The sequence below is a fragment of the Psychromonas arctica genome, assembly GCF_036697365.1.
GTDB lineage: Bacteria > Pseudomonadota > Gammaproteobacteria > Enterobacterales > Psychromonadaceae > Psychromonas > Psychromonas arctica_A.
Window position 1 is genome coordinate 298,439 of record NZ_JBAHZA010000002.1, and the last position, 14,793, is coordinate 313,231.

Here is a 14,793-nt window from a genome sequence, read left to right on the forward strand (position 1 = left end):
ATGCATAAGAAATCTTTTCTACCCAGTAAGATTTGTCTTACATGCAACAAGCCATTTACTTGGCGTAAAAAGTGGCAACTAAACTGGGAACAAGTGCGATATTGCTCTGAACGCTGTCGTCGTAACAAAACAACTAAACAAACATAGTGTAAGTGCAATAAGGAAAAACAATGAAAGCAAAACAGCTTAGATTAATATTAGGCGATCAACTCAATCCATTACATAGTTGGTTCCAAAATGTCGATGACGATGTTGTTTATGTCATTGCAGAGTTAAAGCAAGAGGCTGATTATACAAAACATCATATTAAGAAAATAACCGCTTTCTTTGCCGCGATGGAAGCATTTGCCACTTATCTAAAAGAACAAGGGCACCATGTCTGTTATATGACTTTAGATGAAACAAAGGAATATGATGACTTACCAGATCTACTCATTACATTAGCTACAAAATATAGCTGCGAAACAATCTATTACCAACAGCCTGATGAATACCGTTTACGCGAGCAATTACAGCAGATGGCAAAAAAGATAGAGCTACCCATGTTTGAAGAAGATACCGAGCATTTTTTATTACCTTTTGAACAGTTACGAGAGCATTTTACGCCTAAAAAACACGTACGAATGGAAACCTTTTACCGTTTTATGCGTAAGCGTTTTGACATATTGATGGAAGCAGGCAAACCACAAGGCGGTGCTTGGAATTATGACTCGAACAATCGTAAATCATTTAATGCTTCAGATCTTAAGCAAATACCACGTCCACTGGTCTTTAATAATCCAGCAAAATCTTATTTAACACGCATAGAAGATCATAACATCAAGACTATCGGCGAATCTTCTGAGCAAGTTGACTATCCAATTAATCGTCAGCAATCACTACAATTATTGAACTACTTTTGTGAGCATCAATTACCAAACTTTGGTAACTTTCAAGATGCAATGACAGCCAACTCCCCTTATTCATGGAGCTTATATCATTCTCGTTTAAGCTTTTCCTTAAATTGTAAAATGATTACTCCTTTGGAAGTGATACAAACTGCATTACATGCATTCACACATTCTCGCGGTGTGATCACTTTACCGCAAATCGAAGGTTTTGTAAGACAGATAATCGGTTGGCGTGAATATGTAAGAGGAATGTATTGGGTCAACATGCCAGATTACTCAGAGCAAAATTTCCTATCTGCTAATAACGACCTCCCTCAATACTTCTGGGATGGGAAAACAAAAATGCAATGTCTGAAGAGCGCTATTACGCAATCTTTAGAGCATGCTTATGCGCATCATATTCAACGATTAATGATCACTGGTAATTTTTCACTATTAGCTGGAATCGCACCTAATCAAGTAGATGAATGGTATTTAGGCATTTATATTGATGCTATTGAATGGGTGGAATTACCTAACACACGCAGCATGGCTCTATTCGCTGATGGTGGCTGGATTGCTACCAAGCCTTATGCTGCTAGCGGAAATTACGTTAATAAAATGAGTGATTACTGCAAAAACTGTCGTTATAAAGTAAAAGAAAAAGTCAGTGAAGATGCTTGTCCACTTAATAGTTTGTATTGGAACTTTATCGATCAGCATTATGATAAATTTTCTAAAAACCCAAGAATGTCCTTTCCAGTACGAAATTGGGATAAAATAAATAGCGATCAAAAAATCGCTATTAGAGAAAAAGCAGCAAATATTTTATCTAATTTAGATAAGCTATAAACAAGGTGTATATAGCTTTCAGCTTAGCTTAACCAAGGACCAAGGACCAAGAAATTTAAATTAATCGTTGTTTAATCTGTTGCAATAAATAAGTTTCACGCTGAATAGATAAGCCCTGCTTTTTATCATGTTCAATGGTATGTAGATTGTGTTGGATCGCTTCTTCGATCTCTACCCAACAAACACGCATACCATTGTTTACTTCATAATCTTCTAATTTATTTTTTCCAAGCTGATCAGCAATATCACAGGTATAACAATAAGATAGCATATGCATAATTGAACACTCAGGGCGATGTTTAAGGCTTTTATGCGGGCGATACTCTTCAAATAAACCAAAAGGTTGAATATTACTAACTTGCTGTGCACCCGTTTCTTCAGAAAGTTCACGCTTTAAACCATCTGTTAATTCCTCTCCAAGATCAACACCTCCTCCTGGTAAAGAATAATCATTATAACGCTCGGTGAACATTAACAGGATTTTACTTTGTTTAATCACAATTGCTCGAGTGGCTAGCCGCGTAAAGCTTTCCGGATGTTTAGGAGTTAAATGTGTATCGGTGATCGACGGATGGACAACGCGTTTTAATAGCTGCATAACAATCTCTAATGAATAACTAACTTGACATGAAAATAATATGAGGCGGCATCATACCCAACATTAACCACACATCATACTAAGCGATTAACTAATTTATATTTTACAGAAAAATACTTAATTAATTGAACTTGAAGAGATTAATCTAATGGTCATATTCAAATAGAATACTTTACTTTCAGCATGCTAAACATCACCTATATCTGCTATATAAACCTCAATTTCATCCCTTATGTACAACAAATAGAGAAGAAAATGGTGAGGTATTGATCACAAATCGAGACTTAATTAAATCATACAAAATAGCTGAGTAATTATTAGTGTTAATCATGTACTGAGTAAAGTTAATTCAAATTCATTTAAAGAAAAAGTTTAATCGATAAAGAAGAATAAAAAACAATTTGATTTAAAAACAACAGCTTAAAATATATTAATTAACATAGGAAAATAACTTAGATAAATTAAATATAATTATTTTCTTATTATCTATTCCACCTAAACAAGCATTCACGTCTATTTTCACGTTAAAATTTCTACATTTGCATTCTATAAACGATTTTACAAATGCATTATTTGTAATACAATAGCACCGTGATTTAGATTGATATGTATTTACTGAGAATGTTTTCTATCAATTAACTTTTAAAGGTGGTCACCAAAGTTATAGAGTAACAAGACTGACATTGTGAATATAGAAACAATTTCTTCTTTAATACCAAACTTTAATATTACATTAAGGACCTCTTTGTAACATGGTTGATCACCTCCTTCGTGCCTCTGGCATTACGAACAATTAACTAGTCAATGAGAATATAAATATGTCTAAAAAAATTGCTTTAATCACTGGTGCAACTGGTGGAATTGGTTTCCAAGTAGCTAAACGCCTTGGTCAAGATGGTTACACTGTAGTACTTAACGGTATCGAAGATGAAGTGGGTGCAACACGTGTTGCTGAGCTTAAAGCTGAAGGTATCGAAGCTGAATACTACGGTTTTGACGTAACTGATGATGTTGCAGTAACAGAAAATGTAACTGCAATTGGTAATAAATATGGTCAAATTGATGTTGTTGTAAATAACGCTGGTGGTTTAGGCGGTCGTAGTCCAATTGAAGAGATGACAACTGAGTTTTACCGTTTCGTAATGGCATTAAACCTTGATAGTGCAGTATTTGTTTCACGTGCAGCAATCCCATTCTTGAAAAAAACTGAAGGTGGTTCAATCATTAACTACACTTCAAACGCAGCATGGAATGCGGGTGGCCCTGGTGCTGGTATCTACGGTACATCTAAAGCGGCAGTACATACATTAACACGTGCACTTGCTAAAGAGTTAGCGCCAGCTGGTATTCGTGTAAATGCAGTATCTCCAGGTACTATTGATACTCCATTCCACGCACAAATCAAAGAAACTAAACCAGAAGTATTCGCTTCTTGGAAAGATAGCATCATGTTAGGTCGTTTAGGCCAACCTGAAGATGTTTCTGGCGTTATCTCTTTCTTAGTAAGCAAAGATGCTGCGTTTATCACAGCTGAAACAATCCAAATCGGTGGTGGTCAAGCTCTAGGTATCTAGTTATAGCTGATTCACACAAATAGTTTGAACAAAAAGCCACATAATTTTTTATGTGGCTTTTTTGATTGATTCAGTATTAGTATCTTTAAAAGTATTGTTGTTTAACAACTCGATAATCATCTAAAGCAAATTGACTTAATTGGTTGGCCTCACTAGCAATAGCACTGCGTTGATAATGCGTAATCAAATTTTCAAGGTAAATATTAGCATTCGGATTACTTTGCCAAAATTCATAGCTGCCAACTAAGCTGATTGGTTGCCCTTCTATTTGACTTATTAACAATAATTCATAACCACGCTTATTCTCTAGCACTAAACGCTCAGCTTTTGATTTGAACTGTAGATCTTTTAATACTTTACGTAATTTATAGGAATGTTGAACAGGACATAAAAGGAAGTCAACATTCAAGTCATCATAAGACGTAACAATACGTTTCATTATATCAATCATTAAGTCACCGCCTACACCACTGATGATGACAAGTTGTTTTGAAACGATGGGTAACTGCTGTGCAGATTTTTCTAGATTGATTTCACTGACATCCTGACATAACACCTGCCAACCAGCATCAGCGGGTAGATGATGACCATGTTGTTGTAACTTTGCTGTTAGTTTATCGGTTATATCGGGTACAACATCAACAAAGTTAACTTGTTTGATCAAACCGCTAGCGAGAATTTTAAAACCTAATAACCCATGGTCACAACAACAGTCCCATACCAAATCATAGGGTTCATGCACCATTTCAGAAAGGGATAATAAACGTTTGTTTAACTTCATAATGTAATTCGACTTAGTTTTTCGGTTGATTGACATGTTTCATGGTTAATGCGATGCGTTTTCGTTGTACCTCAACACTGACCACTTTAACGTTAACAATCTGTCCTACTTTAACTATTTTATGTGGATCATCAACGAATCGATCAGCCAACATAGAAATATGTACTAAACCATCTTGATGTACGCCGATGTCAACAAATGCACCGAAGTTAGCTACGTTAGTCACCACACCTTGTAATTCCATATTTTCTTCTAAATCATTAATTTTATTAACTGATTGCTCAAAGTTTGCCGTTTTAAACTCTTCTCTTGGATCAAGCCGTTCAGAGGTTAAACTCGCTAAAATTGCTTTATATTGTTCAAGTGTTTGTGAACCATTTGTAGGCGGTAAAACTAAACTACTGGTTTGTTTTTCGATGATAATTTTACTGAGCGTTTGTTTGTTAAAAGCAGCTAACTGCTTAGCTTGCGAGTATTGTTCTGGATGTAAAATAGTTTGATCAAGACAATTATCCCCTCCTACGACCCTTAGAAAGCCAGCCGCTTGCTGGAATGCTTTAGCGCCTAAGCGTGGCACTTTGTTGAGTGCTTGTCTTGAATCAAAGCGACCATTTTCTTCTCGGTAAGTAACGATATTAGACGCTAAACTACTATTTAAACCTGCCACATGAGCTAACACACAGCTTGAGGCAGTATTCAAGTCGACACCAACGTTATTAACGCAATCTTCCACCACTGCCTGTAAACGATTTGCTAAAGCTGTCTGATTTACATCATGTTGATATAAACCAACACCAATTGCCTTTGCTTCAATCTTAACTAGCTCCGATAATGGATCTTGTAAACGACGGGCAATCGAAATCGCCCCTCTCAAAGTCACATCTAACTTAGGAAACTCTTGCGCCGCCAATTCAGATGCCGAGTAAACTGAAGCACCAGCTTCACTCACCGAAATAGCCTGTATGGGTGTTCGCAGATCCTTAAGAGTATTAGCAATAAAATGTTCACTTTCTCGTGAGGCGGTGCCATTACCAATGGCCACTAATTCGACTTTATATTGGTTAATTAACTTACCGACTACTTGTGATGCTTTATCACTTTGAGATTGTGGCTGATGAGGATAAATAGTATCAGTCGCTAAGAGTTTACCCGTTTTATCAACTACCGCTAATTTACAACCACTTCTAAAACCTGGGTCTAAGCCTAAGGTAATTTTAGCACCTGCTGGTGAAGCCATTAATAACGCTTTCAAGTTATTAGCAAATTGTTCTATGGCTTCTGTATCTGCTTGCTCTTTAAGTTGTACTAAGCATTGTTTTTCTAAACTTGGTAACAGCTTTGTTCGCCATGCGTTATCAATAACATATCTGTGCCATGAATCATGATCTTGTTTATCAAGATAAACCCCTAAATTTTTTGCTATTATTGTTTGGCAATAACTGTACGCTTTTTTATCTTTTTGGAAGGGATCTGCATTAATTTTCAAACGTAAAAAACCTTCAGCTTTACCACGTAACATAGCGAGCACTCTATGAGCAGGTAAGCGGTTTAAACGTGCTTTAAAATCGAAATAATCTTTAAATTTAATAGCGTCATCTATTTTAGATTTCAACACTGTAGAAGTCAGTTCTGCTTGCTCCACAAGGTGATCTTTCAACATGCTTTGCAGTTTCATGTCTTGCGCTATTTTATCAATGGCGATGGCTAACGCCCCTTCCAACACTTTTGCATTGTTCTCAAAACCTTTAGCAATATTGATGTAACGGCTAGCCATTTTACTTAAGTCTTGTTTAGGAGACTGCCACAGTTGTTCTGCTAAACGTCCTAGCCCTGCATCCTCAGCTAACTTTGCCTTGGTTAAGCGTGATGTTTTAAAAGGAGCATAGCAATGTTCTAAAGTAACTTTATCTTTAATCGCTTCAATTTGATTTTTTAATAAAGGAGTTAGTTTGCCTTGCTGATCAATAGCTTTGATAATGGTTTCTTTTCGTGCTGCGAGCTCTCTAAAGTAGGTTAATTTACTTTCTAATAAACGTAATTGCGTATCATCTAATGAATCTGTTAAATGCTTTCTATAACGTGCAATAAATGGCACGGTATTACCATCATCTAACAATTGAATGGCACTGTTAACTTGAAAGGCTTTAATTTTACAGGCAGATGCAAGATAGTCGATAAGTTGATTAGCAGATAATGACATTAAGTTATTCTTTTATTGTTCAGGTAATTAGGCAGTATTTTTATCACACTTTGTTACTTTGTTCGATGCGATTTTATTGTTAACCTTGGTTTATGGGTGATATTACAATCGCTAATAGCTTTTACATAAGGTCGAATAATGATTAAATTTGCTGTGATTGGTACTAACTGGATTACCGAAAAATTCATTGAAGGTACCAACAATCCGCCAAACGATGAAACACAAGTTATGCAGCTACATGGTGTTTATTCAAGGGATATTGAGCGAGCTACATCCTTTGCTAACAAACATAATGCTCTCTTAACACTTGATACATTATCCGAGTTAGCAAGTTCAAAAGAAATTGATGCGATTTACATTGCAAGTCCAAATTCATTGCATTATGAACAAAGCAAATTGATGTTGGAACATGGCAAACATGTCATCTGTGAGAAGCCGCTGAGTTCCAGCTTTCAGCAAGCGCAAGACCTGTATCAAACAGCGAAAGATAACAATGTGATCTTCTTTGAAGCCTATATGACAGCACATTTACCCAACTTTAAAGTCATTAAAGATAATCTGGTACGTTTAGGTAACATTCGCAAAGCACACATTCAATACTGTCAATATTCATCACGATACCCTGCTTACTTAGCTGGTGAGAAGCCTAATACGTTTTATCCTCAGTTCTGCAATGGCTCAATTATGGACATTGGTTTTTATTGCGTTGCTTTAAGTAGTGCTTTATTTGGTAAGCCAGACTCAATTAAAGCGCAGGCAACATTACTTGAATCTGGCGTTGATGGGTGTGGTAGTGTGATATTGGAATATCAAGGCTTTGCAGTAACAATCGATCATTCTAAGATATCAGGTTCAAACCAAGCAAGTGAAATTCAAGGAGAGTCTGGGACTTTATTAATAGAGCATGTTGGTCAATGTTTAAATGTTATATACCAAGACCCCAAAGGACAAAACCAACAAACGTTATCCCAGCCGCAATCTGATAATAGTATGTGCTATGAAGCATTGGCATTTGCAACTCAAATTAACAACGCACAGATTAACCCTATTTTAGAACAACGTGCATTGCAGACATCCAAGATTATAGAAGAGATACGTCACCAAACTGGTGTAGTTTTCCCTAGTGACAAAACATAACAAGACTAAAAATATTCATGTAAAACTACGACAATTAATAGATTCTAGATTAAATAGTTTCAACCATACCAAACTAGTATTGAGTATGGTTTAACGACCAAAGAACTGATCAACAATCGCTTCTAAGTTAGTTTCTAATTGGTCTTCAAAGTGAGCATAATCTTCATCAAATAACGCTAAATACTTTTCAACTTGTGTTTGATTTAAACTTTTATTAGCTAATACAAAACTCATTTCTGGTAAGGTTTTGTCAATTCTAGCTTCAATAAAAAAGTTTAGGTAGTATGCAGCACAAGCTTGCAATTGAGTTTGTGCAAACGTGCAAAACTCTTCGATATATTGCAATCCATCAGGTCCCAGGGAGCCGGGTTCCATACGAAATATAACAGTCATTTTCTTTTCATTGGGTAATGCTGTTGATACAGACATATAATTCCTTAAAGATTCTTTAAGCACTTAATAATACATTGAATTTATTTGCAAGGTTGATTAGATCTTGTTGTTTAATAACCTCTACATTATCGGTACTTAATACTTTTCCAGCAATCACCAATATTGTACGCGGATAGCCATGGCCGCCCATTTCATCAACTAAATCTTGATGCTGTTGGTCTATAAACACACCTCTCTCATTCTGCGCAGTTAACTGTAGAACTGGCAACTTTACATCTAACGTATCGACTAGGCTGCTAATATTATTTTGTTGGTCTGTACAATCAGAGCACCACGAAGCAACAATGTTAAGTACAAAACTGTCTTGTTGTTCTATTTTTTCATAAAACGTGTCAGGTTTAATCATCTTAATAGGGTTAAGCATAGTGATTCCTTTTTAAAGGCAAATTTATAGTAAATTATTTTACTATATTACAACAAACAATCTAATATAAAAATCTATGTTATCAGCATCTTACCCTATAAATCTTCACATATTAAATTTACATTAATCTGTTTTCCATTTAGTGGTAATCAATCTTTGTTTTTCATAACATTACAAAACAGAGTTTGTTATACTGCGCGATTATTTTGTAGTGTATAAATTTAGGAAGTAAATATGAGTGTTGATGCAGCAGGTTTATCTGCAAATCTATTAAAGGCAGTTAAAGCATGTGGTTATTCAAAACTAACGCCTATCCAACAGCAAGCTATTCCGATGATCAAAGCTGGTCATGATATTTTAGCAAGCGCACAAACAGGTACCGGTAAAACAGCTGCCTTTACACTCCCATTATTGGATATTTTAGCAAAAAACCAACCTAATAATATAGGCTCTTCACGCACCATCAAAGTTTTAATTCTTACACCAACTCGTGAACTTGCATTACAAGTTGCTGAAAATGTTAAGCAATATAGTCAGTTTTTACCTTTAACATCAGGTGTTGTAACTGGTGGTGCAAATATGTCACCACAAACGCAAATGTTAAAAACAGGTGTTGATGTATTAGTAGCGACACCAGGACGATTAATTGAGCATGTTAATGCAAGGCAAGTTGATTTAGCACATATCAAACACCTAGTATTAGATGAAGCCGATCGTATGTTAGATATGGGCTTTTTAACAGACATACAACAGATCACCGACATCATTAAACAAAAACATCAAACCTTGATGTTTTCAGCTACCTTTTCAAACAAAGTCAAAACACTTGCAAACCAAATTCTACACACTCCCAAAAATATTGAAACTGCAAAACAAAACTCAACATCGGGCAAAGTAAAACAACAAGTCTATTGGGTAAGTGAAGCGCGTAAACGTGAGCTATTATCTGAATTGATCGGTGTTAAAAACTGGAAACAAGTTTTAGTCTTTGCTGGCACAAAAGAAAGTGCAAACCTACTAGCAAAAGAGCTGAAACTAGATGGTATTAAAACCGCTTTATGCCATGGTGATAAAACACAAGGTGCTCGAAATAAAGCTATTCAACAGTTTGCAGAAGGCAGTGTTCGTGTATTAGTTGCAACAGATGTTGCTGCACGTGGTTTGGATATTCCAGATTTACCGCATGTAGTGAACTTCCATTTACCTTTTTTAGCCGAAGATTATGTTCACCGCATTGGTAGAACTGGGCGTGCCGGTAAAAGTGGCCATGCGGTTTCATTAGTTAGCCCTAAAGATGAACAATTTCTAGATAACATAGAAACATTAATAGGCCGCCAATTTGAACGAATAGTCTACCCTGGTTATGAGTTTAATAGTGCAGTTGATGTACAAGAAGATGGAAAAGCTTTTAAGAAAAGCCGTTATAAAGCAACACAAGAACGCAATCAATTAATGGCAAAACGCAAAGCTGAAAATAAACCTTCGGTAATCAGAAAAGCAAAGAATAAAGCTCGAAAAGCTAGATAATATAATTAACAATCTAATTTAGAGGTAAAGTTATCGAATGTTAGCTTTGCCTCATCTTAATTATTTCAATCCCTAATACTAGATAATTCTACAACTTATTAACTTTTTATTAACCTCTAATTTGTAATACAATACTACTTCCAAGTGCAATATTAAGAGGTAGCTCACACCTTTAATCAAACAAAGATTGTTATTTAGATTATAATTAAAATCTAAAATTATTGGAGAGCATATGATCACTTTAGGCGAATACATAATTGAAAAACAACATGATTTCCCAGAAGCAAGTGGGGAACTTACGGGTTTGTTGGGTGCGATACGTTTAGCATCTAAAATTGTTAACCGTGAAATAAATAAAGCTGGAATTGCCAATATTATTGGTGCAACTGGTATTGAAAATATTCAGGGTGAAACACAACAAAAACTCGATTTATACGCAAATGATAAATTTAAACAAGCTTTAGAAGCTCGTGGAGAAGTTTGTGGTATCGCCTCTGAAGAAGAAGACGACTTTGTCAGCTTCGATAGTGAACGCGGCATGAACAGTAAATATGTTGTACTAATGGATCCATTAGATGGCTCTACAAATATTGACGTTAACGTATCTGTTGGAACTATTTTTTCTATCTACCGACGTATTAGTCCGGTTGGTACACCAGTAATATTAGAAGACTTCTTGCAACCAGGTGTTAAGCAAGTTGCTGCTGGTTACGTTATCTATGGTTCATCGACAATGCTTGTTTATACAACAGGCAACGGTGTACATGGCTTTACATGTGATCCATCGTTAGGTGTTTTCTACTTATCACATGAAAATATGCAACAACCTAAATCAGGTAAATGCTACTCGATTAACGAAGGTAACTACCTCAAATTCCCTTTAGGCGTTAAAAAATATATTAAGTACTGTCAAGAAATCGTACCTGAAGATAACCGCCCTTATACTTCTCGTTACATCGGTTCATTAGTTGCTGATTTCCACCGTAATTTATTAAAAGGTGGTATTTTTATGTATCCATCAACAGCACAAGCGCCAGAAGGTAAATTACGTTTATTATATGAATGTAATCCTATCGCATTCTTAGCTGAACAATCAGGTGGTATTGCTAGTACTGGTACACAACGTATTATGGAAATTGATCCAACTGCCTTACATCAACGTGTACCATTTATGTGTGGTAGTGCTGATATGGTTAAAACCGCAGAACAAATGATTGCTGATAATCCAGAATAAGTTACCTATCAAATAGAGAGGTTGAAATAACCTCTCTATTCTCTCACTTTCCCCTGCACCATTCTCTTTGTAGTGAGGCATTCATATACTAACCCACCTTCAATTTGTATTACTTTATCACCTATTTGCTTTTAAGTGAGGTATTTTAATATACCCAGTCTGCAGTCTATAAATGGTGTGATAAAAGGTTCTGAGCAATTTTTTAAGAAGCTGTAAAAAACAATATATTTAATACTCACTTATTATTTAACTGAAATATAAATCGGTTATATTAATTAACTAATAAAAATTTTATATTGTTGCACTTATTACTTGGATTCAAGATAGTTTAAATTTTACGCAGACAATTTACTTTTTCTCATTTTATGGACATAAATCATTTATGAAGATACCAAAATCCTTAGTGATCTGTCATATTGGGAAAATCAAAAATATTCAGTTAGGAAAACATATGAGAATTGCAGGATTAATTTTATCACTAGCCATCAGCCCTTTAGCTTTTTCGGGTGAGATTATTACCAACAACGATCTACAATTAATGGCCGTTAATGGTACTGAGGTAAAAAGCTCTTTTTTATCTGATAACAAATTCGAAGTAAAAGACGGCATTCATCAGGTAGTGGTTAGGTACTCAAATGCATTTAGAGATGAACGTTTATTAGAAAGTAGACCTTATATATTCAATATCAAGGTAGATGGAGATACAACGATATCTACGGAAAAACTGGCCAGTTACGCACAAGCGACGCAAAAAATATCGACTCACTTAAATTGGTTCGTTAATAACGATGCAGGTAAATATCAAGTAGATTCATCAGAACAATTATATGGAGAAGGCTTTGCTCCTTACGCTGATATCGAAGGTCTAGTCGCCAAATATAACCAAAAAAACAACTTGCAAGTAACTGAAAATTCAGTCAAAAAAATAGCCACCAATAGCTTAATAGAGCAATACAAGGTAGCTAGTCCAGAACAAAAGAAACAATTTAAAATTTGGTTAATCAACAACGACTTTAAATAGTTTTCTTTAAACACACAAATTATATAGCGACAGAATTTTTCATTAAATCTGAATCTGCCGCTAGATTATTACTAAAAACTTGATACTAACGGATAGGGGCATATTAATTAGATGGCCTTATTTTGAACAGATAAATTACTTAGTTGCTTTCGTGCGATTGTTTTTTTAATACACAAAGTTATATCATTTAATCGCAAATATACCAATGGTACTAACTTTTTATTAAAACTCCTCTCACAAAGCTTACAACGAATAACTAAGTTGTTTAGTTTGTTAATTAAATCAATTAATTAGTATTAAAGTTTTCTCATTCTAAACAAGCTAACAGCATTACTTTATTTTAAAATGCTTTATGCTTATAGTAATGGCATTATTTTTTACTTCAGGTTATATGAGATAAGGAGCTTCATATGGTCACAGTCGAAACACCTACCGGATTTGAATGGAACGATCTAAATCGTAATTGGGTTAAACACTATTTAATGCCTAAGTCTGCGCTTTTAACCCCATTATTAGACGGTGAGGAGTTAGATGTAGATGCTATGGATGAAGCTCAGTTTATTGATTTTTGCCATCTGTTAGAAACTTCTGCAGAAGGCAGAGAGTTGCGTAATAAAATGTTTAAAGCTTGGCGGAGCAAAAAGTCGCGAGACAGTGACAACGGCAAAAAGTTATATACGTTTAATATGTCAGTCAAAGCCGGTGATCAGCTTAAAAAAATTGCCAAAAAGTCACCTTTAAATGCAACTTTAGAACTATTAATTTTTGCTGAGAGTGAAAGTCACCGTTCTATCCAATCTTTACAGCAACAAGTTAAACAAGTGCAGCAAGAGAACTTACAATTAAAAGCGCAACTAAATGCTGCTTCATTACAGGGCTCTACTGAAGATGATCAAGTCGACATACAAACATTACTTAATACTGAGTTACAAGTTACCGAATTAGCAAAATTAGAAAAATCTAAGTTAATTAAGCAAATACTACTATTGAAAAGACAGTTAGAGGTATAGTCATAAAGATAACAAAGCTGCTCGTAACACCACTTTGCTATCTAACTGACTATATAAAAAACTAAGCTACACGTTCCAAGGATTACTTGGATCATATTTAGGCTCATTTTTGCTTGATGTTGAAGATTGAGACTTAACTTTATTATCACGCATTGGATGTTTACTCCCCTGCTCTTTACGGTGTCGCATATTGTTGCTGTGGCGCTTTTCATTTTGTCTTTCTTGAAAGGCTGAAGCAGCTTTAGCTTGAGATAACTCAATAGATTCAATAGTCAATTTCATTGGTGACAATGGCACAATGCCATGTTCGAAACCACGTTCACGAGGATTAAGGTTAAACTCTACATCGTTAGGTTTAGGCATGCGCTTAAAACGGTATAAATAAAAGCTTTCTAGCTTCAATCTTGCCCACTCTTGTTTTTGTAAAAATTTTAAACTGCCTTTGATCGTAGGATTTACATCAAAACACTTAAAACGTGTTGCGGCATATAGTATTTTCCAGCCATAAAACTCAACGAGCTCAGTTAACATGGTTTCTGTTTTTAAACCATGCAGTGGATTGTTACGTTGCAACTCTGCAGACATCTGTATTCCTAGGGATATATTTTTTGTTTGATTATAGCAGGCTTCAATATTTGAAACCTATTCCAGACAATTATATTAGCTAATCAGTTATTGGTTAAGCTGTTTATTCACTAAATAATTAACTAAAGCATTAATTAAAAATTAAGCGCATAGTAATATGCTCTATACCATCTTCATCATAAGGTTCAGATATCACTAAAAATCCCAGTGATTGGTAAAATCCTTGTAAATGACTTTGCGCTGAAACAGTTATAGCTGATGCATGCATTTCGGATTCAACAAACGCGATAGTTTTTTTCATTAATTTCTTGGCAATGCCTTTGTTTCTAGCACCTTGACTGACTACAACACGACCTATTGCAACATCTTCATAAATAAGCCCTGCAGGTAATATTCGACAATAAGCTAATAATTCATCATTTTCTTCATCAATTAATGAAACATGCGCTGATTGTTGATCTAATTGGTCTAAATCAGCATACAAGCAGCTTTGTTCAAGCACAAATACATCCTGTCTTAGCTTTAAAATTTGATATAAGCGTTGAGCCGATAACTCTGAAAATAACTGAAACTGCCAGTCTTCCATGA

General features: G+C 35.2%; 15 protein-coding genes. 8 read left to right on the forward strand and 7 right to left on the reverse strand.

What is annotated here, in order from left to right:
* A complete protein-coding gene (locus V5290_RS03410) occupies nt 1-147 on the forward strand; it encodes a DUF2256 domain-containing protein (RefSeq protein ID WP_333381915.1) in 147 nt (48 codons plus the stop codon).
* 23 nt (nt 148-170) lie between these two features.
* Nucleotides 171-1,721 carry a cryptochrome/photolyase family protein gene (locus V5290_RS03415; protein ID WP_333381917.1) on the forward strand — a complete coding sequence of 517 codons (1,551 nt, stop codon included), beginning with the start codon at nt 171-173 and terminating at the stop codon, nt 1,719-1,721.
* A 55-nt stretch (nt 1,722-1,776) separates the two neighbouring features.
* Here V5290_RS03415 and V5290_RS03420 read toward each other — a convergent pair whose 3' ends face one another.
* The gene (locus V5290_RS03420; protein WP_333381919.1) at nt 1,777-2,319 is read right to left on the reverse strand and encodes an NUDIX hydrolase; all 543 of its coding nucleotides are present in this window, start codon (nt 2,317-2,319) and stop codon (nt 1,777-1,779) included.
* Nucleotides 2,320-3,137: 818 nt separating this feature from the next.
* Here V5290_RS03420 and V5290_RS03425 point away from each other — a divergent pair.
* Nucleotides 3,138-3,893, forward strand: a complete 756-nt coding sequence (locus V5290_RS03425; RefSeq protein ID WP_333381921.1) for an SDR family NAD(P)-dependent oxidoreductase — start codon at nt 3,138-3,140, stop codon at nt 3,891-3,893.
* A gap of 85 nt (nt 3,894-3,978) precedes the next feature.
* Here V5290_RS03425 and V5290_RS03430 read toward each other — a convergent pair whose 3' ends face one another.
* Entirely contained in the window at nt 3,979-4,674 is a 696-nt protein-coding gene (locus V5290_RS03430; protein WP_333381922.1) for a tRNA (adenine(22)-N(1))-methyltransferase TrmK, read from the reverse strand.
* 13 nt (nt 4,675-4,687) lie between these two features.
* Nucleotides 4,688-6,874, reverse strand: coding sequence for a Tex family protein (locus V5290_RS03435; RefSeq protein WP_333381923.1), 2,187 nt, complete (start codon nt 6,872-6,874; stop codon nt 4,688-4,690).
* A 138-nt stretch (nt 6,875-7,012) separates the two neighbouring features.
* On the opposite strand from V5290_RS03435, the gene V5290_RS03440 reads away from it, so the two are divergent.
* Nucleotides 7,013-8,011 (forward strand): Gfo/Idh/MocA family oxidoreductase, encoded by a 999-nt coding sequence (locus tag V5290_RS03440; protein WP_333381925.1) that lies wholly within the window; start codon nt 7,013-7,015, stop codon nt 8,009-8,011.
* Between the two features lie 90 nt (nt 8,012-8,101).
* Here the strand turns inward: V5290_RS03440 and V5290_RS03445 are convergent, their stop codons facing one another.
* Both V5290_RS03445 and V5290_RS03450 read right to left on the reverse strand, forming a co-directional pair.
* Nucleotides 8,102-8,440 carry a hypothetical protein gene (locus V5290_RS03445; protein WP_333381927.1) on the reverse strand — a complete coding sequence of 113 codons (339 nt, stop codon included), beginning with the start codon at nt 8,438-8,440 and terminating at the stop codon, nt 8,102-8,104.
* Between the two features lie 19 nt (nt 8,441-8,459).
* Complete coding sequence (locus V5290_RS03450; RefSeq protein WP_333381929.1) at nt 8,460-8,828, reverse strand: thioredoxin domain-containing protein; 369 nt, start codon at nt 8,826-8,828, stop codon at nt 8,460-8,462.
* Between the two features lie 234 nt (nt 8,829-9,062).
* Here V5290_RS03450 and V5290_RS03455 point away from each other — a divergent pair, with 234 nt between their 5' ends.
* From V5290_RS03455 to V5290_RS03470, 4 genes are all read left to right on the forward strand, one after another.
* Nucleotides 9,063-10,355: a DEAD/DEAH box helicase gene (locus V5290_RS03455; RefSeq protein ID WP_333381930.1), complete on the forward strand. Its 1,293-nt coding sequence runs from the start codon at nt 9,063-9,065 to the stop codon at nt 10,353-10,355.
* 232 nt (nt 10,356-10,587) lie between these two features.
* A complete protein-coding gene (gene fbp, locus V5290_RS03460) occupies nt 10,588-11,589 on the forward strand; it encodes a class 1 fructose-bisphosphatase (protein WP_333381932.1) in 1,002 nt (333 codons plus the stop codon).
* Nucleotides 11,590-12,040: 451 nt separating this feature from the next.
* Nucleotides 12,041-12,610, forward strand: coding sequence for a DUF2057 family protein (locus V5290_RS03465; protein ID WP_333381934.1), 570 nt, complete (start codon nt 12,041-12,043; stop codon nt 12,608-12,610).
* A 410-nt stretch (nt 12,611-13,020) separates the two neighbouring features.
* Nucleotides 13,021-13,620: a hypothetical protein gene (locus tag V5290_RS03470; RefSeq protein WP_333381936.1), complete on the forward strand. Its 600-nt coding sequence runs from the start codon at nt 13,021-13,023 to the stop codon at nt 13,618-13,620.
* A gap of 66 nt (nt 13,621-13,686) precedes the next feature.
* Here the strand turns inward: V5290_RS03470 and V5290_RS03475 are convergent, their stop codons facing one another.
* Both V5290_RS03475 and V5290_RS03480 read right to left on the reverse strand, forming a co-directional pair.
* Complete coding sequence (locus V5290_RS03475) at nt 13,687-14,205, reverse strand: VF530 family DNA-binding protein (RefSeq protein ID WP_333381938.1); 519 nt, start codon at nt 14,203-14,205, stop codon at nt 13,687-13,689.
* A 130-nt stretch (nt 14,206-14,335) separates the two neighbouring features.
* Complete coding sequence (locus V5290_RS03480; protein WP_333381940.1) at nt 14,336-14,791, reverse strand: GNAT family N-acetyltransferase; 456 nt, start codon at nt 14,789-14,791, stop codon at nt 14,336-14,338.
* Between the last annotated feature and the right edge of the window lie 2 nt (nt 14,792-14,793).